At 60.7% G+C, this 19,335-nt stretch carries 19 protein-coding genes and 1 tRNA gene; 11 read left to right on the top strand and 9 right to left on the bottom strand.

Annotation, left to right across the window (positions count from 1 at the left end):
• Nucleotides 1-220 precede the first annotated feature (220 nt).
• Complete coding sequence (locus BM151_RS06005) at nt 221-538, top strand: hypothetical protein (RefSeq protein WP_143093050.1); 318 nt, start codon at nt 221-223, stop codon at nt 536-538.
• A 26-nt stretch (nt 539-564) separates the two neighbouring features.
• Here the strand turns inward: BM151_RS06005 and BM151_RS06000 are convergent, their stop codons facing one another.
• Complete coding sequence (locus tag BM151_RS06000; protein ID WP_090058917.1) at nt 565-1,146, bottom strand: TetR/AcrR family transcriptional regulator; 582 nt, start codon at nt 1,144-1,146, stop codon at nt 565-567.
• A gap of 107 nt (nt 1,147-1,253) precedes the next feature.
• On the opposite strand from BM151_RS06000, the gene BM151_RS05995 reads away from it, so the two are divergent.
• Nucleotides 1,254-1,847: an NAD(P)H-dependent oxidoreductase gene (locus tag BM151_RS05995; RefSeq protein WP_090058914.1), complete on the top strand. Its 594-nt coding sequence runs from the start codon at nt 1,254-1,256 to the stop codon at nt 1,845-1,847.
• Between the two features lie 67 nt (nt 1,848-1,914).
• On the opposite strand, the gene gpt is transcribed toward BM151_RS05995, so the two are convergent.
• The 3 genes from gpt to fabI form a co-directional block, all read right to left on the bottom strand.
• Nucleotides 1,915-2,418: a xanthine phosphoribosyltransferase gene (gene gpt / locus BM151_RS05990; protein ID WP_090058911.1), complete on the bottom strand. Its 504-nt coding sequence runs from the start codon at nt 2,416-2,418 to the stop codon at nt 1,915-1,917.
• A gap of 60 nt (nt 2,419-2,478) precedes the next feature.
• Nucleotides 2,479-3,105 carry a LysE family translocator gene (locus BM151_RS05985; RefSeq protein ID WP_090058908.1) on the bottom strand — a complete coding sequence of 209 codons (627 nt, stop codon included), beginning with the start codon at nt 3,103-3,105 and terminating at the stop codon, nt 2,479-2,481.
• A 94-nt stretch (nt 3,106-3,199) separates the two neighbouring features.
• Complete coding sequence (fabI, locus tag BM151_RS05980) at nt 3,200-4,003, bottom strand: enoyl-ACP reductase FabI (RefSeq protein WP_090058906.1); 804 nt, start codon at nt 4,001-4,003, stop codon at nt 3,200-3,202.
• A 213-nt stretch (nt 4,004-4,216) separates the two neighbouring features.
• Here fabI and pdxH point away from each other — a divergent pair, with 213 nt between their 5' ends.
• The 6 genes from pdxH (at nt 4,217) to BM151_RS05950 (ending at nt 11,242) form a co-directional block, all read left to right on the top strand.
• The gene (pdxH, locus tag BM151_RS05975) at nt 4,217-4,822 is read left to right on the top strand and encodes a pyridoxamine 5'-phosphate oxidase (protein WP_090058903.1); all 606 of its coding nucleotides are present in this window, start codon (nt 4,217-4,219) and stop codon (nt 4,820-4,822) included.
• A 167-nt stretch (nt 4,823-4,989) separates the two neighbouring features.
• Complete coding sequence (locus BM151_RS05970) at nt 4,990-5,538, top strand: cold-shock protein (RefSeq protein ID WP_090058901.1); 549 nt, start codon at nt 4,990-4,992, stop codon at nt 5,536-5,538.
• Nucleotides 5,531-6,082 carry a DUF192 domain-containing protein gene (locus BM151_RS05965; protein ID WP_090058898.1) on the top strand — a complete coding sequence of 184 codons (552 nt, stop codon included), beginning with the start codon at nt 5,531-5,533 and terminating at the stop codon, nt 6,080-6,082. Before BM151_RS05970 ends, BM151_RS05965 begins: the two co-directional genes overlap by 8 nt.
• 71 nt (nt 6,083-6,153) lie before the next feature.
• Nucleotides 6,154-6,230 (top strand) — tRNA-Pro (locus BM151_RS05960).
• Nucleotides 6,231-7,267: 1,037 nt separating this feature from the next.
• The gene (locus BM151_RS05955; protein WP_090058896.1) at nt 7,268-10,960 is read left to right on the top strand and encodes a vitamin B12-dependent ribonucleotide reductase; all 3,693 of its coding nucleotides are present in this window, start codon (nt 7,268-7,270) and stop codon (nt 10,958-10,960) included.
• A gap of 21 nt (nt 10,961-10,981) precedes the next feature.
• Nucleotides 10,982-11,242: a hypothetical protein gene (locus BM151_RS05950; RefSeq protein WP_090058893.1), complete on the top strand. Its 261-nt coding sequence runs from the start codon at nt 10,982-10,984 to the stop codon at nt 11,240-11,242.
• Between the two features lie 529 nt (nt 11,243-11,771).
• On the opposite strand, the gene BM151_RS05945 is transcribed toward BM151_RS05950, so the two are convergent.
• Nucleotides 11,772-12,026 carry a hypothetical protein gene (locus BM151_RS05945; RefSeq protein WP_143093049.1) on the bottom strand — a complete coding sequence of 85 codons (255 nt, stop codon included), beginning with the start codon at nt 12,024-12,026 and terminating at the stop codon, nt 11,772-11,774.
• Nucleotides 12,027-12,431: 405 nt separating this feature from the next.
• On the opposite strand from BM151_RS05945, the gene BM151_RS05940 reads away from it, so the two are divergent.
• On the top strand, nt 12,432-13,187 hold the full coding sequence (locus tag BM151_RS05940) for a helix-turn-helix domain-containing protein (RefSeq protein WP_177213035.1): 756 nt from the start codon (nt 12,432-12,434) through the stop codon (nt 13,185-13,187).
• A gap of 130 nt (nt 13,188-13,317) precedes the next feature.
• Here BM151_RS05940 and ilvN read toward each other — a convergent pair whose 3' ends face one another.
• The 3 genes from ilvN to BM151_RS05925 form a co-directional block, all read right to left on the bottom strand.
• On the bottom strand, nt 13,318-13,884 hold the full coding sequence (gene ilvN / locus BM151_RS05935) for an acetolactate synthase small subunit (protein WP_090058884.1): 567 nt from the start codon (nt 13,882-13,884) through the stop codon (nt 13,318-13,320).
• A 126-nt stretch (nt 13,885-14,010) separates the two neighbouring features.
• On the bottom strand, nt 14,011-15,759 hold the full coding sequence (locus tag BM151_RS05930) for an acetolactate synthase 3 large subunit (RefSeq protein ID WP_090058882.1): 1,749 nt from the start codon (nt 15,757-15,759) through the stop codon (nt 14,011-14,013).
• Nucleotides 15,760-16,149: 390 nt separating this feature from the next.
• A complete protein-coding gene (locus BM151_RS05925) occupies nt 16,150-17,037 on the bottom strand; it encodes an OmpA family protein (RefSeq protein ID WP_177213034.1) in 888 nt (295 codons plus the stop codon).
• A gap of 314 nt (nt 17,038-17,351) precedes the next feature.
• On the opposite strand from BM151_RS05925, the gene BM151_RS05920 reads away from it, so the two are divergent.
• Both BM151_RS05920 and modA read left to right on the top strand, forming a co-directional pair.
• Nucleotides 17,352-17,765, top strand: a complete 414-nt coding sequence (locus BM151_RS05920) for a winged helix-turn-helix domain-containing protein (RefSeq protein WP_425429530.1) — start codon at nt 17,352-17,354, stop codon at nt 17,763-17,765.
• Between the two features lie 101 nt (nt 17,766-17,866).
• Nucleotides 17,867-18,664 carry a molybdate ABC transporter substrate-binding protein gene (gene modA / locus BM151_RS05915; protein ID WP_090058876.1) on the top strand — a complete coding sequence of 266 codons (798 nt, stop codon included), beginning with the start codon at nt 17,867-17,869 and terminating at the stop codon, nt 18,662-18,664.
• A gap of 169 nt (nt 18,665-18,833) precedes the next feature.
• Here the strand turns inward: modA and BM151_RS05910 are convergent, their stop codons facing one another.
• On the bottom strand, nt 18,834-19,301 hold the full coding sequence (locus tag BM151_RS05910) for an MAPEG family protein (protein WP_090058874.1): 468 nt from the start codon (nt 19,299-19,301) through the stop codon (nt 18,834-18,836).
• Nucleotides 19,302-19,335: the final 34 nt, after the last annotated feature.

The following is a 19,335-nucleotide window of genomic DNA, read 5'->3' as shown; positions in this document are numbered from 1 at the left end:
GTGAGGCCTGCATTGTTTGTGATGAAATCTCGCGCAAATCGCTGAAAAAAAAGACTTTCACAAGGGGGTGATCGTTTTTCATCCGCGTTTTCAGGGGGCGTTTACACTTTTGCCAAAAGCCCGGGATGACAATGGCATCAAAGCGCCCCAAATGCAGCTCAACTTTCAGGCTGCACGCGACGGTGCGGAACCTGTGGTCAACGATAAATGTGAGGTTACTATGGCAGTTCAGACGAAAGCCCCGCCAGACGCGATCTTTAGGGACGCGGACTATGGCATTGTCGAAGACTTGCGGGCGGCGCTGGTCGTCGCGCGGGACGGCGATGCGATCCTGGAAGAGGAAATGACGGACCGCATCCGCGACATGTCCTATGCGATGACGCAACGCCTGGCGGGCTATCTGGTGCGCTCCGCCTGCGGCGCCATCGACGCGGTGATCCGCGCCACCGATCGGGAGGGCAGCATCGCCTTTGCCGAACATGAGATCGAAAAGCTCGAAAACATGATCTGGTCCATGGGCTCGTCCTCGGCGGCCTGAGGGCTTCCAGACGCCGGACGGGGTGCCTATGCGCCCGAGGGCAACAGCCAGGCGTCGAGATAGGTGGCGAGCCGCGGCTCGATCGCCGAGCTGCAATGCAGCGCGCAAAAGGTCAGGGCGATGCTCTGGATCAGAAAGGCGCCGATACCGTCCCCGGCCAGATCGGCAGGGATATCCTTGCGAAACGGGCCTTGCGCCACCCAGCGCGCGAAGAGCTCCCCCTGAACCGTGAACTGCTCGGCAATCGGACCGATCTCTGAGATTGCCGCGGCGCCGGAATAGCGCAGGATCACATCGAACACATAGCGTTCCGAGGTCATGAACGCGATCAGCGGGTTCAGGGTGGCGACCATCTCGGCCACGTTTTGCGGGGCAGGGGCCTGGTCTGCCTCGGCGCTGATCTCGGCAAGCCGCGCGCCGATGATCTGCTCCATCAGCGCGTCCTTATCCTTGAAATGGGCAAAGAACGTCCCTTTGGCGACGCCGGCGGTGCGCACCAGATCCTCGACACGCAGCGCCTCGAAGCCCTCCTGATCAATCAGGGCCCTGGCGGTCGAGAGCAGCTTTTCACGGGTGGCGATGGCGCGTTTCTGGATCGGTTTGTTCATAGTTGCAGTCTGCATATTTATTGACCACGGTCAAATTTATAATTGACCATGGTCACTTTTTGAAGTTATGAAACTGACCGTGGTCAATTTTATTTCCCGGAGGCACTATGCCCAAGAAGCGCATTTACATCCTGAACGGTCATCCGGCGGCGAAGTCCTTGTCGAAATCCTTTGCCGATCTCTATGCCCGCGCCGCCGAAAGGGCGGGGCATGAGGTTCGGCTGACGCATCTCGACGCGCTCGACTTCGACATGGATTTTGAACGCGCCGGCTATGGTGATCCGAAACCGCTCGAACCCGATCTCGAACAGGTCATGGATGACATCCGGTGGTGCGAACATCTGGTGATTTTCACACCGATGTGGTGGGGCAGCCTGCCGGCAAAGTTCAAGGGGCTGATCGACCGGGCGTTCCTGCCGGGCAACAGTTTCGATCCGCGCCACCCGAACAAGTTCGGCGTGCCGGCCCCGATGCTGACAGGGCGCAGCGCCCGGGTGGTGCTCACCTCGGACTCGCCGACATGGTATCTCTGGCTGGCCCATCGCAATCCGGTGGCCTCGATGCTCAAGGGGCATATCCTTGGCTTTGTCGGCATCAAGCCGGTGCGGGTCACCCAGCTTGCCCCCGCCTCGCATGCCAAGCCCGATCTGGTGGCGCGCTGGTCCCGCAAGATCGAGGCGCTCGGCGCCGGGGCGGCCTGAGTGAAAGTTGAATTCACCAAAGAAAAAGGGGCCTTGCGGCCCCTTTTGAACGTCGATGTCGGGATGCTCAGTCGCGTCCGCGGTACGGCTTCACATATTGCATCGCCATGTCCCAGGGGAAGAAGATCCAGGTGTCCTGCGACACTTCGGTGATGTAGCTGTCGACCTGGGCGCGGCCCTTGGGCTTGGCATAGACGGTGGCGAAATGCGCGTTCGGGTAGAGCTGGCGGCACAGCTCGAGCGTGCGACCGCTGTCCACCAGATCGTCGATCACCAGAATGCCGGTGCCGTCGCCCATCATCTCCGGATCGGGCGAATTCAGCACCTTGGCCTCGGACTGGGTCTGGTGGTCATAGGATTTCACCGAAATCGTGTCGACGGTGCGGATGTCCAGCTCGCGGGCGATGATCATCGCCGGCGCCATGCCGCCACGAGTGATCGCCACGATGGCACGCCAGGCGCCGTCATCCGGGCCTTTGCCATCGAGCCGCCACGCCAGCGCCCGGCTGTCGCGGTGGATCTGGTCCCAGCTGACATGAAAGCCTTTTTCATGGGGCAGGCGGTCGGACATCTCGAATTCCTTTCATCGACGTGGCGTGGCGGGCCGTTTTTGCGAGCCGGTGTTCTTGTGCTATCTGAGCGCGATCCGCGCTCCGAAAGCGACGATCATGCCGCCAAGGAGGCGATCGGTCCAGAGCTTGGCCCGGCCATAGGCTTGTCGTGCTTTTTGCCGCGAAAAAACGCGCGCGACAATCACATACCACAGGGTTTCGTCAAAAAAGACGAAAAACAGTAAACCTGCCTTGAGCGCGAGCGAGGTCTCGGGCGGGATCAGCCCGGCAAAGACCGCGCCGAAGAACACCGCCGGTTTCGGGTTCGACAGCTGGGTGATGAGCCCGAGGCGAAAGGCGTTGATCAGTGAGCGTGGGCTGGCCGCCAGAGCGTCGGCCGCATCCGAGGCGGGCAGCGGATCCCGGGCATGGCGCAGGGTCTTGATGCCGATCCAGATCAGGAACAGCCCACCCGCGAGTTTGAAGGCCAGATAGGTGCGGGGAAAGATTTCGAACAGCACCGACAGGCCGGACATGGCAGCAAGCGCCCAGATCACGGCACCGAGGCCGAAAGCGACGGCGAGACCAAAGGCCGGACGAAACCCTTCGGAGGCGGCGGTGCGCACCGAGACCACAAAGGACGGGCCGGGGGACATGGCGGCGATCAGGTGAATGCTCAGGATCGACAGGAACAGGGTGAGTGTCATCATCTCCTCCCAAAGACGACAGGGGCAGTAGAAGAGGCGAAATAGAAAACGGGAGCCCAAGGCCCCCGTTTCATGTGGTCTGTTGAAAGAGGGCTTACTCTTTCGACATATCCGGAGCGTCGACCGCCTTCATGCCGACGACATGATAGCCCGCGTCCACATGGTGGGTCTCGCCGGAGACACCGGCCGACAGGTCGGACAGCAGGTAGAGCGCGGAGCCGCCGACATCGTCGATGGTCACATTGCGGCGCAGCGGCGAGTTATATTCGTTCCACTTCATGATGTAGCGGAAGTCCCCGATGCCGGAAGCGGCAAGCGTCTTGATCGGACCGGCGGAGATCGAGTTGACGCGGATGCCGTCCTTGCCCAGATCCTCGGCGAGGTAGCGCACGGAGGCCTCGAGCGCCGCCTTGGCCACGCCCATCACATTGTAATGCGGCATGACGCGCTCGGCGCCATAATAGGTCATGGTCAACATCGAGCCGCCCTCGGGCATCAGCTTCGCCGCGCGTTGTGCCACCGCGGTGAAGGAGAAGACCGAGATATCCATGGTCAGGTTGAAATTCGAGCGCGTGGTGTCGACATAGCGGCCGCGCAGCTCGGCCTTGTCGGAAAAGCCGATGGCATGAACGATGAAGTCGATCTTGCCCCATTTTTCCTTGATCGCGTCGAACAGCGCGTCGATCGAGGCCTCGTCCGAGACGTCGCATTCGACCACGAAATCGGAGCCGAGACGTTCGGCCAGCGGGTCGACGCGTTTCTTGAGCTGTTCTCCCTGATAGGAGAAACACAGCTCCGCACCGTGTTCAGAGAGCGCTTTGGCAATGCCCCAGGCGATCGATTTGTCATTGGCAAGGCCCATGATCAGCCCGCGCTTGCTGTCCATCAATTTGGTCATGGCGTTCGTTTTCCGCTCATTATTGCTGTTGCAAGGTGCTTTATTGGTTTTGCGCAGGGCGATCAAGGCTAACGCGGGCCAAATTCGTGACGTGGGGTCACAACGCGGGCGGATGGGATCTGCAAACCGCCTGTGCGGCTTTTCTTTTGCTTCCTTGCTCTTGTTGAACCGCGCGCTTGCGGCTATCGAGAAGGAGAGGAAAAGGAGGCGGTCATGGTTCCACGCAAAGGCATATTCGCAGGCGATGACCCGTTCGAAATCACCCGGTCATGGTTGAAAGAGGCGGAGGCCAAAGAGGTCAACGACCCCAATGCCATTGCCATCGCCACGGTCGATCCCGAGGGTCTGCCCAATGTGCGCATGGTGCTGCTCAAAGAGATCGCCGATGACGCCTTTGTCTTCTTCACCAATTACGAGAGTGCCAAGGGCCAGGAGATCGAAAGCGCCGGCAAGGCGGCCTTCGTGATGCACTGGAAAAGCCTGCGCCGGCAGGTGCGGGTGCGCGGGCTGGTGTCACGGGAAAGTGAAGAGGCGTCCGACGCCTATTACAAATCCCGGGCCCTCGGGTCCCGCATCGGGGCCTGGGCCAGTCAACAATCGCGGCCTCTGAGCTCGAAATCCGCATTGCTGGAAACAGTCGCGAGGGAGGGGCTGAAACACGGCCCCAATCCGAAACGTCCTCCCTTCTGGGGGGGGTACCGGATTTCCCCTCTGGAGATCGAGTTTTGGGCCGATGGCGAATTTCGTCTGCATGACAGGTTTCGCTGGCGGCGCTCGGCACCGGATCAGCCGTGGGATATCCAACGGCTGAATCCGTGATCAATTGTGGGGCTTGACGCGACGGAAGGTGAATACCTGATCAAAAAGATAGTGCGCAGGGGGCTTGAACCTTCGGTGCGATTGTCTCAGGGTCCTGACGGGATGAGGGGGGTAAACCCCATGGTTTGGGCCGTTGCTTCGGCATTGGCCCTGATGAGAAAAAGAGAATGAACGATACAGACTTCGGTAAAGTCGTCTCGGGCCACGTCAAATGGTTCGATCCGACTCGCGGTTTCGGATTCGTGGTCGCCGATGATGGTGGCCCCGATATCCTTCTGCATGCAAACGTATTGCGTAACTTTGGACAGAGTTCGGTGGCCGATGCCGCCGCGATCCGCCTGATCGTGCAATCCACGGAACGTGGGGTGCAGGCGGTGGAGGTGCTTGAGATCGAGCCGCCGGCACCCGGTGCCGGTGCGGTGCTCGAGGATCTCGAAGAGGTGGGCGAGGAAAATCTCGATCTGCCATTGGAGCCCGCGCGTGTGAAATGGTTCGACAAGGGCAAGGGCTTCGGTTTTGCCAATGTCTTTGGTCGTCCCGAGGATGTGTTCATTCATATCGAAGTGCTGCGCCGCTCCGGTCTGGCCGATCTGATGCCCGGCGAGGCCGTGGGCCTGCGGGTCATCGAGGGCCGTCGTGGGCGCATGGCCGCCCATGTCACCGCCTGGGACGTGGCCCTGCGTGAGGCCGAACGTGAAGTCGCGGTCGATGCCTGAGCTCTTGGCGGTCCGGTTGCGGGCCGCCGTGCCGGCCGCCCTTTGGGGCGGCCTTGCCCTTCTGGCCGCCGGTCTTGTCGGGGAGGGCGCCGCGGCGCAGTCGGCCTGCCGGGCCGATGAGGTGATCATCACCGGTGGGACAGCTGCTGGCGCGCAAGGCGGTACGGGCACAGGGCATCAGGCCCGGTTTTCCGTAGAGATTGCCGATGATGCCGGCGAACGGGCTCTGGGCTTGATGAACCGGCCCGAGATGGCGCGCTCGCATGGCATGTTGTTTGTCTATGAAAAGCCGCAGCCCGTGTCTTTCTGGATGGCCAATACGCTCATTCCGCTCGACATGATTTTCACCGATCAGCACGGTGTGGTGACGCGGGTGCATTCCGAGGCCGTGCCGCTCGATCGCACGCCGATCCCGGGCGGCGACGCGGTCTTTGCCGTTTTGGAAATCAATGGCGGGCTGGCCGAGGCGATGGGGATCATGCCCGGCGACGTGCTGCGCCATCCGGCCTTCGGCGCGGCGGCGGCCGATCCCTGTGCCGAGTAGGGCGGTTCGTAAGATCACGGCAATTAAGCCCTTTTCAACCGCGCTGCGGCACGGTAGGAGAGGCGCACGGTCGGGGCGTGGCGCAGTCTGGTAGCGCACCTGTTTTGGGTACAGGGGGTCGTGAGTTCGAATCTCGCCGCCCCGACCACTTTCTCCTCCCCTCTTTCAAATGACAGCTCTGCAAGGGACGGATGTTGCGCCTGCTCTGTTTCGCTCGGCCTGTTTCGCGTGACCTGTTTCGCCTAGCCTGGTCTGCCTGTGGCGCGTTCGGGCGGCGCTTCGCCGCCGATCACCGCGCCGTGTTACAAATTTGATTCGATCTCGCGGTCGCCTGCCCGGCTGTGCGAACGAATCGCTATTTGATGGGCCTCGATCGGCCAAACTCGCCTGTGGGTTGTCTTTTGCCTGCGGATTCATTGAAAAAATCGCATATTTCTGCGTCAGCGAAGCAATTTTGACCTACTACATCTAGTGTGGTGAGGAATTGGGCGCTCTGCCGTGAAACGCCGGTTCCTGTGGCAAAAACACCACCTGCGACCGCAAGGCGAGTTATCCACATATGCTTGTGCAAAATCTTAACGGGATTTTGGAAACCCATGGAAAACAAAGGAAAAACTATTAACGTCTTCAAAGTCGAATCGCGCGGCTCTGTGGGCAAATTTCGTCAACGGTTTTTTGGTGAAGCAAACCCTAAATTTTGCGTTGACCATAGGGGGCGAGACGCTGCACATTGTGTGGGCCGGACGAGACACACACTACATTTAGTCGGTTTCGCACGGTGAGGGACAAGGGTCTCGGGGGACATATCCGAATGAGGATCGCATCGGTTCCGGGCAGTTTTGCCGGGAAATCGTTAAGCGGGCGGTTAAAAAACCACGGATAGGCCACCAACGACCACACTGACTATCGAAGACGAATCTCACGTCGGGCCGCGCCGTTTCCGGGCTGCGGGACGAAGGAGCTTTGTGCGATGTCCGGGGCTGTTTCTCACCTGAGCGACCTACAATATGTAGCGAAAGCCAAGCCGGTGGCATGAGGTGGTAAAGCCGGAGGCAGCGCTTTGCTCATGCGGGTCGAGAGGTCTCTCACACCGGGCTCAAGAAGCCCTGGGGGGCATATGCAGCAGGATCGGCAGGGGCGGAGCGCCCGGGTCGGAGCCATAGAGAAAGATTTGGTCGGGACATCATGAAGATCGAACGTAAATTCACGACGGCAGGCAAAGACGCTTACGAGAGCTTGGAATTCACCAAGACCACTTCCGAAATCCGCAACCCGGATGGCACGATTGTTTTCAAACTCGACGATTGCGAGATCCCGGCCAAGTGGTCGCAGGTGGCCTCCGACGTCATCGCCCAGAAATATTTCCGCAAGGCGGGGGTTCCGGCAGCACTGAAGAAAGTCCGCGAAAAGGGCGTGCCCTCTTTCCTCTGGCGCTCGGTTCCCGATGAGGATCAACTGGCAAAACTGCCGGAAGATCAGCGCTTTGCAGGCGAAACCTCGGCCAAGCAAGTGTTCGACCGTCTGGCCGGTGCCTGGGCCTATTGGGGCTGGAAAGGTGGGTATTTCACCTCCGAAGAGGATGCCAAGGCCTATTACGACGAAATGCGCTTCACGCTTGCCTCGCAAATGGGCGCGCCGAACAGCCCGCAATGGTTCAACACCGGCCTGCATTGGGCCTATGGCATCGATGGTCCGGGCCAGGGGCATTACTATGTCGATTACAAATCCGGTGAGCTGACCCGCTCGGCCTCGGCCTATGAGCATCCGCAGCCGCATGCGTGCTTTATCCAATCCGTGGCCGATGATCTCGTGTCCGACGGTGGCATCATGGATCTCTGGGTGCGTGAGGCACGCCTGTTCAAATACGGCTCCGGCACCGGCACCAACTTCTCGTCCCTGCGCGCCGCTAATGAGGCGCTGTCGGGTGGTGGCAAGTCCTCCGGCCTGATGGGCTTTTTGAAAATCGGTGACCGCGCTGCCGGCGCAATCAAATCCGGCGGCACCACGCGCCGCGCCGCGAAAATGGTGATCTGCGACATGGATCACCCGGATATCGAGGAATTCATCAACTGGAAGGTGATCGAAGAGCAGAAGGTGGCCTCGATCGTCGCCGGCTCCAAGATGCACGAGCGCCAGCTCAACGAGATTTTCGACGCGATCGGCACTTGGGACGGCGCCGAAGCCGATGCTTTCGATCCGAAGAAGAACCCGGCGCTGAAAGCCGCGGTGAAATCCGCGAAGCAGGTCGCGATCCCGGAAACCTATGTAAAACGCGTGCTCGATTACGCGAAACAGGGCTATAGCTCGATCGAATTCCCTACCTATGACACCGATTGGGACTCGGAAGCCTATGCGTCGGTCTCTGGTCAGAACTCCAACAACTCCGTGCGCGTCACCGATGCTTTCCTCAAAGCCGTGAAAGACGATGCCGAATGGGAGCTTCTGCGCCGCACCGATGGCAAGGTGGCCAAGACCGTCAAGGCCCGCGATCTCTGGGAGCAGGTCGGTCATGCCGCCTGGGCCTGTGCCGATCCGGGCATCCAGTTCCACGACACGATCAATGCCTGGCACACCTGTCCGGCGGATGGCGATATTCGCGGCTCCAACCCGTGCTCGGAATACATGTTCCTGGACGATACTGCCTGTAACCTCGCCTCGATGAACCTGCTGACCTTCCTGAAAGACGGCATGTTCGACGCGGAACGCTACATGCATGCCACCCGCATCTGGACCCTGACCCTCGAGATCTCGGTGATGATGGCGCAATTCCCGTCGAAGGAAATCGCGCAGCGCTCTTACGACTTCCGCACCCTGGGTCTCGGCTATGCCAATATCGGCGGTCTGTTGATGAACATGGGTCTGGGCTATGACTCGGATGCGGGCCGGGCGCTGGCCGGGGCTCTGACCGCGATCATGACCGGTGTGTCCTACGCCACTTCCGCCGAGGTTGCCGGGGAACTGGGCGCCTTTGACAAGTTCGAGAAGAACCGCGAGCACATGCTCCGCGTCATTCGCAACCACCGCACCGCCGCCTATGGCAAGACCACGGGCTACGAAGGGCTCGAGGTCAAACCGGTTGCACTCGATCACGGCAACTGCCCGGATGCGCATCTCATTGAGCTGGCAAAATCCGCCTGGGATGAGGCGCTGGCCTTGGGTGAGAAACACGGCTACCGCAACGCGCAAGTGTCTGTGATTGCCCCCACCGGCACCATCGGTCTGGTGATGGATTGCGACACCACCGGGATCGAGCCCGATTTCGCACTGGTGAAATTCAAGAAACTCGCCGGTGGCGGGTATTTCAAGATCATCAACCGTTCCGTGCCGGGCGCGCTTGAAAAACTTGGTTATACCTCGAGCCAGATCGAGGAAATCGTGTCCTATGCCGTTGGTCACGGCACCATCGGCAATGCCCCGGGCATCAACCACACCGCGCTCATCGGGCACGGCTTCGGTCAGGCGCAGATCGACAAGATCGAAGCGGCGCTGCCCTCGGCTTTCGACATCCGCTTCGTCTTCAACCAGTGGACCCTGGGCGAGGAATTCTGCACCGGCACGCTGGGCATCCCGGCCGAAAAACTCAACGATCCGTCCTTTGACTTGCTGCGCTCCCTGGGCTTTTCCAAGGCCGATATCGACGCTGCCAATGACCATGTTTGCGGGACGATGACGCTCGAAGGTGCGCCCTTCCTCAAGGAAGAGCATTACAACGTCTTCGATTGCGCCAATGCCTGCGGCAAGAAGGGCAAGCGCTATCTCTCGGTCGACAGCCACATCACCATGATGGCCGCCGCCCAGTCCTTCATCTCCGGCGCGATCTCCAAGACGATCAACATGCCGAATGACGCCACGATTGAAGATTGCCTCGCGGCCTATGAGCTGTCCTGGTCCTTGGGCACAAAGGCCAATGCGCTCTACCGCGACGGCTCGAAACTGAGCCAGCCGCTCGCCGCCGCTTTGATCGAGGATGACGAAGAGGCCGAGGAAATCCTCGCCACTGGTTCGATCCAGGAGAAGGCCCAGGTTCTGGCCGAGAAAATCGTCGAGAAGGTCATCGTCAAAGAGGTTGCCCGTGGCCGCGAGAAGATGCCCGATCGTCGCAAGGGCTACACTCAGAAAGCCAATGTCGGCGGCCACAAGGTCTATCTGCGCACCGGCGAATACGAGGACGGCAGCCTCGGCGAGATCTTCATCGACATGCACAAGGAAGGCGCCGGTTTCCGGGCGATGATGAACAATTTCGCCATCGCGGTCTCGGTCGGGCTTCAGTACGGTGTGCCGCTCGAGGAATTCGTCGATGCCTTTACCTTCACCAAATTCGAGCCGGCAGGCATGGTGCAGGGCAATGACTCGATCAAGAATGCCACCTCGATCCTCGACTATATCTTCCGCGAACTGGCGGTCTCCTATCTCGATCGCACCGATCTTGCGCATGTGAAACCGCAGGGCGCCGCCTTTGACGATCTCGACAAGGATGCGGCCGAAGGTCTCTCCAACGTCAAGACCCCCTCGGAGAGCGCCTCTGCCAAGTCGATCGAAGTGCTGAAACAGATCTCCTCGACCGGCTATCTGCGCAAACGTCTGCCGCAGGAGCTCGTTGTCCTGCAAGGCGGGATGCATACCGGGGCGGTGGCGCTCGGTGGGGCGATGGACCCGGAAGTGGCGCTGCAGACGCTGGTGCCGGAGACCAAGGCTTCTGTGACCACGGTGACCGAGACCGCGATCTCCACTGGCACCGTGTCGATGACCGCGCGGGACAAGGCAAAGATGCAGGGCTACGAGGGCGATCCTTGTGGCGAATGCGGCAACTACACGCTGGTGCGCAACGGCACCTGCATGAAATGCAACACCTGCGGCGGCACCTCCGGGTGTTCGTGAGCCGGGTGTAAGGAGACTGAAATGGAACTGGTTTTCGATATCGCCGGACGGCTCTGCGCCGCAGATCGGGTGACCATGCGGGGCAATGTGCTCGAGGTGGAGTTCGGCCATAATGTGGTCGGTGCCCTCGCGGACGCCTTCGACCGCAGCCAGGCGGTATCGATCCTGGGCGTTCCGTCGCTGAGCGTGAGCTATTCGGTGCAGGACTATCGCGCCGAAGGCACGCAGGGGTGCAAGGCGACGCTCGCGGTGATGAGCTCTGCGGGACGGGTGCTGCACTAAAGGAATACGTTTCGCCGCCTGACCGGCGAAACGGGGTGAGGACCTTCCATTCGACCCGGAAGGTCCTGAACAGGGGGTCTACGGACACCTTTCAGGAGCGGATGCGTTCGCTCCCGACGCGGATCGGGCCGCAGGCATAAAATCTACCGGGCGGTATCAATAGGAGCCCGATCAGCGAACCTCAGGGGCCCTTCGGGGCCCCTTTTTTCTTGTGGCAGCGAGGGGTTGAGGCTCTCCGGCTCTCGGGAGATTTCATTCGAAATCCCCTGCCGCCTGTGTGGTGCGGGTGGGGACGGGCGTGACAGTCCTGCGGACTACAGGTTGATCCGCGAACCTCAGGGGCCCTTCGTCGCTGCTTTGTCTTATCGCTGCTTTGTCTTGTGGATTGAGCTCGCACACGCGCGTGTGCGGGTCTTGGTCCCGCCATCGGCCGAATGTCCGCAGAAACAGTCTTCCAATAGGTCAATGTCCCCATAGGGCAGCCCCCATAGGGTTCTGTGCCGGTCGCGGACCTGTCCGGGCAAAATGTTCAGGCGGCCGCGATATTGCGCAGAGCCTGGGCCAGCTCCGGGGCGGCATTGCGTTGCAGCGGGGTGAGTTGATAGCAGAAGCGAATGCCGTTCACGATACGGGTCTTGATCGAAACCATCGTACCAACCTCGGGCATGGTGGTGGTGCCGACAAGGGCCTCCGCACTGGACACATAGGCCAGATCGCCATGGTCGCTGCACCAGATCATGGCTTTGTCAGACTCGGCATCTACCCAGAGAACAATACCATCCATCATCAAAACTCACAGGAACGGCTCACAAAGAGCGACTAAAGATAGCACAGGCCAGCAGGTTGGGGAATTCTCGCTTATGTGTCAGCGGGAGGAGGAGATGACGCTATCTGGCGTCAATTGCGTCCCTCTTTGGCGGGTGTGACATAAAACTGTATCAAAGGTGGCGGTCTTCGCACATAATCGGCAGAACCTCGCATATTCGAAGCGCATGTCAGATGGCGCGCTCCCCTTTGCTCTGGCGGCTGGGCCGGTCCCGCCGTGAAGACATCTGGGAAGGGCAGCCGCCTTGGCGGTGACGATGCGAGAGGTCAACCGAGGTGTATTGTCGGTGAATGTTGAGTGACATGTTTCCAGGGGGAGGAGAACGTGCAACGGGGAGAATTATCTCCTGCGCAGCTGCGCCAGGTGTTTGGCGAAAATTTGCGCCGTCTCGCGGCGGATGCGCAATCTGTCTCGCAGCTCTGTCGAGAGCTGGGGGTCAATCGCACCCAATTCAACAGATATCTTCATGCCGAGGCCTTTCCGCGCCCCGATGTGCTCGACCGGATTTGCAGCTATTTCGATGTGGATGCCCGTATCCTGCTCGAGCCGCTCGACGCATTGCGCGAGCCCTGCCGACAGACCGGCGCGCTGCGCGAACTGACGTCGCTCCTGTCGGGGGTCGGGGCATTGGAGGTGCCCGAGGACATCTTGCCCAGCGGGGTCTATCTGTATCGGCGGGTGTCCTCTTTCAATCCCGGGGCGATCCATTGTTCGATGTTCGCGCTGAGCCGGGATGAGCTCGATGTCGCCCGCATCCGCGGCTATACGCCGGTCGATGCCAGCACCCGCATCGGTCTCGGGCGCAAACCCGGAAAGCGCCGTTTCCGCGGCCTGGTGTTCCGGCAATTGCTCGGCTTTTCCTTCGTGATCTCGATGGAGCAAACCTCGATCATGGTCCTGGGCGGGTTCGAATCCAGGTATCTCGGCAATCCGAAATTCTATTTCGGGACCTCCCTGTCGACCCAGGATGTGTTGATCCCATCGCCGATCCTGCTGGAGCGGCTGGAGCCCGATTGCGCGGCGGTGATGGCGGCGCGGTGCGCGCTCGGAATGCATGAGCGTGCGGAGCTGTCGCCGCTTCTGCGGGGCTATTTCGACCGATATGCGCCGCTGAGCTGACCGGGGAACGCGCCGAGGCACGCCGGAACGAACCGCAAAGGAGTGGGGCGCAAAGGAACGGAGCGTACAAAAAAAGCCCCCGCGATGTTCACGCGAGGGCTGTGATTGGGTCTCGGGCAGGGGGCTGTGATCAGATCGCACTGCCGCGGGCCAGCGCCGCGACGCCGGTGCGCGCGGTTTCGACCAGCCCCAGAGGCCGCATCAGATCGGCGAAAGCGTCGATCTTTTCCGAGGTGCCGGTCATCTCGAAGACGAAGCTCTCCAGGGTCGAGTCGACCACATTGGCGCGGAAGATCTCGGCCAGACGCAGCGCCTCGATGCGGTTGTTGCCGGTGCCTTCGACCTTGAATAGCGCCAGTTCGCGCTCGATCGACGGGCCCTCGACGGTCAGGTCATGCACATCATGCACGGGAACGATGCGGCCGACCTGCGCCTTGATCTGTTCGATCACGTCGCGGGTGCCGGTGGTGACGATAGTGATCCGCGACAGGTGGTTCTCATGGTTCACCTCGGCCACCGTCAGGCTTTCGATATTGAAACCGCGGCCGGAAAACAGCCCGATCACCCGGGCCAGAACACCGGCCTCGTTGTCGACCAGAACGGCCAGCGTGTGTTTCTCGATCACTTCGGCATGGTAGTCGCGAAGGTCATAGGCGGAATGGCTCGTGGAGCCTTGTTCGATACGTAGGGCGGACATGTTTTTCTCCCTTATTCCACGCTCGGCGTGGCGAATATCTCAGTATTTTCTGGGCTCACCCGGCCAGACCCCAGGTCGCGACGAGCGCGGCCAGAGCCCGGCGGATGAATTTCCCGATGCGTTTCATCAGACCAGCACCGCGCCGTCGGATTTGATCGCGCCGTCGGTCGAGGCGTCGCCCAAGAGCATCTCATTGTGCGGCTTGCCCGAGGGGATCATCGGGAAACAGTTCTCATGTTTCTCGACGAGGCAATCGAAGATCACCGGACCGTCATAGTTGATCATCTCCATGATGGCGTCATCCAAATCCTTCGGATCGGAACACTGGATGCCTTTCGCGCCGAAAGCTTCGGCCAATTTGACAAAGTCAGGCAGCGCCTCGGACCAGGACGAGCTATACCGCTCACCGTGCAGGAGCTGTTGCCACTGGCGCACCATGCCCAAACGTTCGTTGTTCAGGATGAACTGTTTCACCGGCAGGCGATATTGAATCGCGGTGCCCATTTCCTGCATATTCATCAGCCAGGAGGCCTCACCGGCGATGTTCACCACGAGGCTTTCCGGATGCGCCAGCTGCACGCCGATCGAGGCGGGGAAACCATAGCCCATGGTGCCCAGGCCGCCGGAGGTCATCCAGCGGTTCGGATCTTCGAAGCCCAGAAATTGCGCCGCCCACATCTGGTGCTGGCCCACTTCCGTGGTAATGTAGCGATCCATGCCCTTGGTCAGTTCCTCGAAGCGCTGCAACGCATATTGCGGTTTGATCACGCTGCCGGAATTCTTGTAGGTCAGGCAACGCACCGCGCGCCACTCGTCGATCTGTTTTTGCCAGGCGGAAACATCGGCGGTCTTGCGGCCGCGGGATTTCCAGACCTTGAGAATGTCTTCGAGCACATGGCCGACATCGCCGATCACCGGCAGGTCGACGCGGATGATCTTGTTGATCGAAGACGGGTCGATATCGATGTGGATCTTCTTGGAATTCGGAGAGAAATCCTGAATCCGCCCGGTGATCCGGTCATCGAAGCGGGCGCCGATGTTGATCATCAGGTCGCAGCCATGCATCGCCATGTTGGCCTCGTAGAGACCATGCATGCCGAGCATGCCGAGCCACTGTTTGCCCGAGGCCGGATAGGCGCCCAGACCCATCAGGGTCGAGGTGATCGGGAAGCCTGTGGCATCGACCAGTTCGCGCAACAGCATCGCGGCACCGGGGCCGGAGTTGATCACGCCGCCACCGGTGTAGAACACCGGGCGCTCGGCCTTCTCGATCAGAGCCACGATATCGGTGATCTCTTCGATCGAGGCTTTCACCTTCGGCTGGTAATGGCTGATCTTGGCCTTGGCCGGCGGGGTGTATTCGCCATCGGCGAATTGCACGTCCTTCGGCAGGTCGATCAGCACCGGGCCGGGACGGCCGGAGGTGGCGACATGAAAGGCCTGATGGATCGTATCCGCCAGCTGATCGGTGTCCTTGACCAGCCAGTTGTGCTTGGTGCAGGGCCGGGTGATGCCGACGGTGTCGGCCTCCTGGAACCCGTCGGTGCCGATCATGAAGGTCGGAACCTGACCGGAGAAGACCACCAGCGGGATCGAGTCGAGCAGAGCATCCGTGAGACCGGTGACCGCATTGGTCGCGCCGGGACCCGAGGTCACCAGCGCCACGCCCGGCTTGCCGGTGGAGCGGGCATAGCCCTCGGCGGCATGGAGCGCGGCCTGTTCGTGACGGACCAGAATATGACGGATGTCATTTTGCTGGAAAATCTCGTCATAAATCGGAAGGACAGCGCCCCCCGGGTAGCCAAATACCGTGTCCACACCCTGATCTTTCAGGGCCTGGACCACCATTTTTGCTCCGGTCATCTGACGTGTCATTTTACTCTCCGTCTCACGCGTCAATTCGTTGTGGCCATTATGGGCCGTGGCATCTCGGGATCTGCCTGTCGGGTCTTGTCTTCGGGGGCGCTTCGGCTCTTGAGCTTTGGCTACAAAAAAGCCCCCGGTGTTTAATCGGGGGCGCATGGGATCCATTATGGTCAACCGTCACCGGCCCATGCGCGTCGTCCCTACAAGTACAAGAATGCCCATCATGGCGTTAGATCCTTTGTTGGTGCGGCGACATTATGTGCGCCCGCAGAAAGCGTCAACCGCAAAACGCCCGAACGCGTGAATAAAATGTCGCGGGCAGGCAGGCTCGCGAAATAATGTTAAAAGGGCTGACCTTTTTATCGGCCAGCCCTTCAAAGCTCCAACGCCGCGCCCCGGTCACTCCTGAAGCACAAGCTCCACCCGCCGGTTCTTGGCGCGTCCGGCGTCGGTCGCGTTGCTGGTCACCGGCGCCACGGGCCCCGCGCCGTAGGGCGTCAGGCGGGCACTGTCGATGCCATATTGGCCAGAGAGGGCGGCGCTGACCGCCTCGGCGCGCGCCTCGCTCAGATCGCGATTGTAGGCCAGAGCGCCTTGGCTATCCGTGTGGCCCACGACGTAAAAGCTCTTGTCGGTATGGTTGCCGAGATATTCGGCGATGACCTCAAGTGCAGGCGCGGAGGCTTCGGTCAGGGTCGATTTGTCGAAGTCGAAAAACAGCCCGTCGAGCACCACATGCCCGTCTTTTTCCATATCGTCGGTCAGGCCTTCGAGGTTGATGCTGATCCGTTTGTCATTCAACGCCTCGGTCTGGCTGATGTCGAGCACGATGCTGGCCGGGAAATTCATCGCCGTGTGCTGCGCCACCAAAAGCGAGATGATATAGGTGCCGTCCTCGGCCTCGCCGGTGCCGGACCAGTAGAAATAGGTTTCGTCGTCACCATGCCGGTTCGGTGCACCCAGATAGGGATTTTGTCCGTGACGTTGCGGATCGCCATACCAGTAGAGTTGGCGTACGAAGCGGTCGCCACATTCTGCGTCGGATTTGCAGGTGAACTCCGGTTCGAACCCGGCTTGCTCAAAGGCTTTCTCGAAATTGCGGTAGATCGCGAGCGCAGAGAGAGACTTCTCTTGTGCACGATAGGTCAGGGTGGTCGATGTCCCCTCGAACCGCTCGACCGGCGGGAGGTCTTCCCCCGGGGTGAGCGGCCCGGTGGCGATCATGAATTCCTGATACTCAGACGTGTGGTAGCCGACAATATCGGTGCCGGGCATACGCGAAATCAACGGGTGGTCCTGGGCGCCTTTGATGTCATCTTGCGCTAAAACGGGCTGGGCAAGGCAGAGGCAAAAGGAGATGGTGAGAGAGAGGGGCTTTAACATGGTGGTCCTTGACGAGTTTGTTCGTGAAATGAAAAAAATGTTTCCAAGCATTGCGTTAGGCTATGAAAATCGCGCGAACCCTAGGGGGGCGTGGTGCGGACGTCAATCTTAGGGCCGCTGGGCTAAGCAGGGTTTTGCGCATGGCGAGAGGCCGGTCTGTGATGCCCGCTGCGATCATCCCGCTTGTGCAAGACGTCGCGGCGGGGCAGAGTTCGCCTATGCAGGATAACCAAAACCCGCCCGCCCAAAAGACGCCCGATGCGACGTCTCAAGACACGCCCGGAAACGCCGTACCGATCCGTATGCGTCTGCGGCTGCATTTTGGCGATCTTTTGATGCTCGGGCCCGGCAAGGCCGATCTGCTGGAGGGCATCCGCGACACCGGCTCCATCGCTGCCGCCGGGCGGGGCATGTCGATGAGTTACAAACGCGCCTGGTCTCTGGTCGAAGAGATGAACACGGCGTTTCGCCTGCCTTTGGTGCACTCCAGCCGGGGTGGCGCGCACGGCGGCGGGGCGTCCCTGACCGAGACGGGCGAGGCGGTCCTGGCGCATTATCGCCGGCTCGAAGCGATCACCCTGCAAACCGGTCAGGACGAGATCGCGGCCATCGAGGCTCTGCTGGCGCCATAAGCCCGCGCTGCGGGTTTTCGATATTTCCGAGGGAAAATAACGCTTGCCTGAATGGCTTTGCCTTGCAATATGTTTTTCGAAACATATCGAATGGAGATCTCATGCTGTCTTGCTTGATGCCCCCCCTTGCGACCCGCTGCGTCGCCCCGCTGCACCTTGCCGCCACACTCGTCGCCACGTTTGCTCTTCCCGCCGCCCTTCACGCCGATCAGGTCACGGTCTTTGCCGCCGCCAGCATGACCAATGCGCTGGCCGCGATCGAAGCGGGGTTCGAGGCCGAGACCGGTCATGATCTGGCGATCTCGCTGGCGGGCTCTTCGGCGCTTGCCCGTCAGATCCAACAGGGCGCCCCGGCCGATGTCTTCATCTCCGCCAATCCCGGTTGGATGGACACGCTCGAAGAGGAGGGGCTTTTGGCCGAAGCCACACGTCGCGATCTGGTGACCAATGCCATCGTACTGGTCCAACATGGTCAGGAGGCGGCACCGATGGAGATCGACAGTCTGCCCGAGGCTCTGGGCGAGGACCGTCTCGCCATGGCGCTGGTCGATGCCGTCCCCGCGGGCATCTATGGCAAGGCCTCGCTCGAGAGCCTCGGCCTTTGGGACAGTCTCGCGCCGCATGTCGCCCAGGCCGACAATGTGCGTGCCGCGCTGGCGCTCGTGGCTCTGGGCGAGGCGCCGTTCGGCATCGTCTACGCCACGGATGCCGCCGCCGAAGAGCGGGTAAGCGTGGTGGCGACCTTCCCCGAAGAGAGCCATCCGCCCATCGTCTATCCGGTCGCGATGCTGGCGGAGCATGACACGGAGGCGGCCAGGGCCTTCATGACCTATCTCGATGGCGACACCGCTCGTGCGGCTCTGGAGGCAGAAGGCTTCGTCATCGCGACGCAGGACTGAGCCCGGCGTTTTCGCGCTTGTCCTCCGAGAGCGGCCCGTTTCGACCGGCTGGCTCGCCCCTATCGCCTGGTCTGACGGGCAAGACCGGGAGGCCGTGCTGCGGCGCCCGGTCTTTTACGTTCTTTATGGCTTACTTTCAGGCTTTCCGGCCCGCGCCACCGCGTTCTGCTCAGCCGCTGATCATGTGCCAGAGCACATGCAGCGCCATGTAGATCACGATCAGCGAGCCGATGGTGTAGAAGGTCGCGCGGACCTCGTGGCTCTGTTTGCTGGCATAGGCCAGAAAGTGACAGGCCCGTGCGGCGACGAAACCATAGAAAAGCAGTTGCGCCAGCAAAAGCGACGGGGCGGTGGTCACGAACACCAGGCCCGCAGCGAGAAAGGCGGGGATGTTCTCGAGATCGTTGCGATGCATCCGGCGTGCGCGATCGACGTAATCGTTGATCTCGAGCTGTGCCGGATCGGGCGCCTTGTTGATCAGGCCTTTTTGCACATCCTCGGGCGAGGCCAGCCCGGACTTGCTTTTCAGCATCCGGTACACCGTCATCCAGCCCTGCAACATGATTTTTAGCACCATCAGCGCGGCAGCGATGGCGTAAGCCCGAAAGACCGGGGTTTCCAGCGTCAGCAAACTCATCCCGTCCCCCTTGGCCTCAAACAGCGGTATTAGA

The organism is Celeribacter neptunius, from assembly GCF_900113955.1.
Taxonomy (GTDB): domain Bacteria; phylum Pseudomonadota; class Alphaproteobacteria; order Rhodobacterales; family Rhodobacteraceae; genus Celeribacter; species Celeribacter neptunius.
The sequence above is the reverse complement of the archived record's forward strand: the minus strand, read 5'-3'. Positions and strand labels throughout refer to the sequence as shown.

Bases quoted from the DNA above. Each gene is read 5' to 3' on its own strand.
- BM151_RS05965 (WP_090058898.1), top strand. From the start codon at position 5,531: ATGCCTGAGCTCTTGGCGGTCCGGTTGCGGGCCGCCGTGCCGGCCGCC.
- modA (WP_090058876.1), top strand. From the start codon at position 17,867: ATGCTGTCTTGCTTGATGCCCCCCCTTGCGACCCGCTGCGTCGCCCCG.
- BM151_RS05955 (WP_090058896.1), top strand. From the start codon at position 7,268: ATGAAGATCGAACGTAAATTCACGACGGCAGGCAAAGACGCTTACGAG.
- BM151_RS05985 (WP_090058908.1), bottom strand. From the start codon at position 3,105: ATGACACTCACCCTGTTCCTGTCGATCCTGAGCATTCACCTGATCGCC.
- pdxH (WP_090058903.1), top strand. From the start codon at position 4,217: ATGGTTCCACGCAAAGGCATATTCGCAGGCGATGACCCGTTCGAAATC.
- BM151_RS05945 (WP_143093049.1), bottom strand. From the start codon at position 12,026: ATGGATGGTATTGTTCTCTGGGTAGATGCCGAGTCTGACAAAGCCATG.
- fabI (WP_090058906.1), bottom strand. From the start codon at position 4,003: ATGACCAAATTGATGGACAGCAAGCGCGGGCTGATCATGGGCCTTGCC.
- BM151_RS05995 (WP_090058914.1), top strand. From the start codon at position 1,254: ATGCCCAAGAAGCGCATTTACATCCTGAACGGTCATCCGGCGGCGAAG.
- gpt (WP_090058911.1), bottom strand. From the start codon at position 2,418: ATGTCCGACCGCCTGCCCCATGAAAAAGGCTTTCATGTCAGCTGGGAC.
- BM151_RS05950 (WP_090058893.1), top strand. From the start codon at position 10,982: ATGGAACTGGTTTTCGATATCGCCGGACGGCTCTGCGCCGCAGATCGG.
- BM151_RS05920 (WP_425429530.1), top strand. From the start codon at position 17,352: ATGCAGGATAACCAAAACCCGCCCGCCCAAAAGACGCCCGATGCGACG.
- BM151_RS06005 (WP_143093050.1), top strand. From the start codon at position 221: ATGGCAGTTCAGACGAAAGCCCCGCCAGACGCGATCTTTAGGGACGCG.
- BM151_RS06000 (WP_090058917.1), bottom strand. From the start codon at position 1,146: ATGAACAAACCGATCCAGAAACGCGCCATCGCCACCCGTGAAAAGCTG.
- BM151_RS05970 (WP_090058901.1), top strand. From the start codon at position 4,990: ATGAACGATACAGACTTCGGTAAAGTCGTCTCGGGCCACGTCAAATGG.
- ilvN (WP_090058884.1), bottom strand. From the start codon at position 13,884: ATGTCCGCCCTACGTATCGAACAAGGCTCCACGAGCCATTCCGCCTAT.
- BM151_RS05910 (WP_090058874.1), bottom strand. From the start codon at position 19,301: ATGAGTTTGCTGACGCTGGAAACCCCGGTCTTTCGGGCTTACGCCATC.
- BM151_RS05930 (WP_090058882.1), bottom strand. From the start codon at position 15,759: ATGACACGTCAGATGACCGGAGCAAAAATGGTGGTCCAGGCCCTGAAA.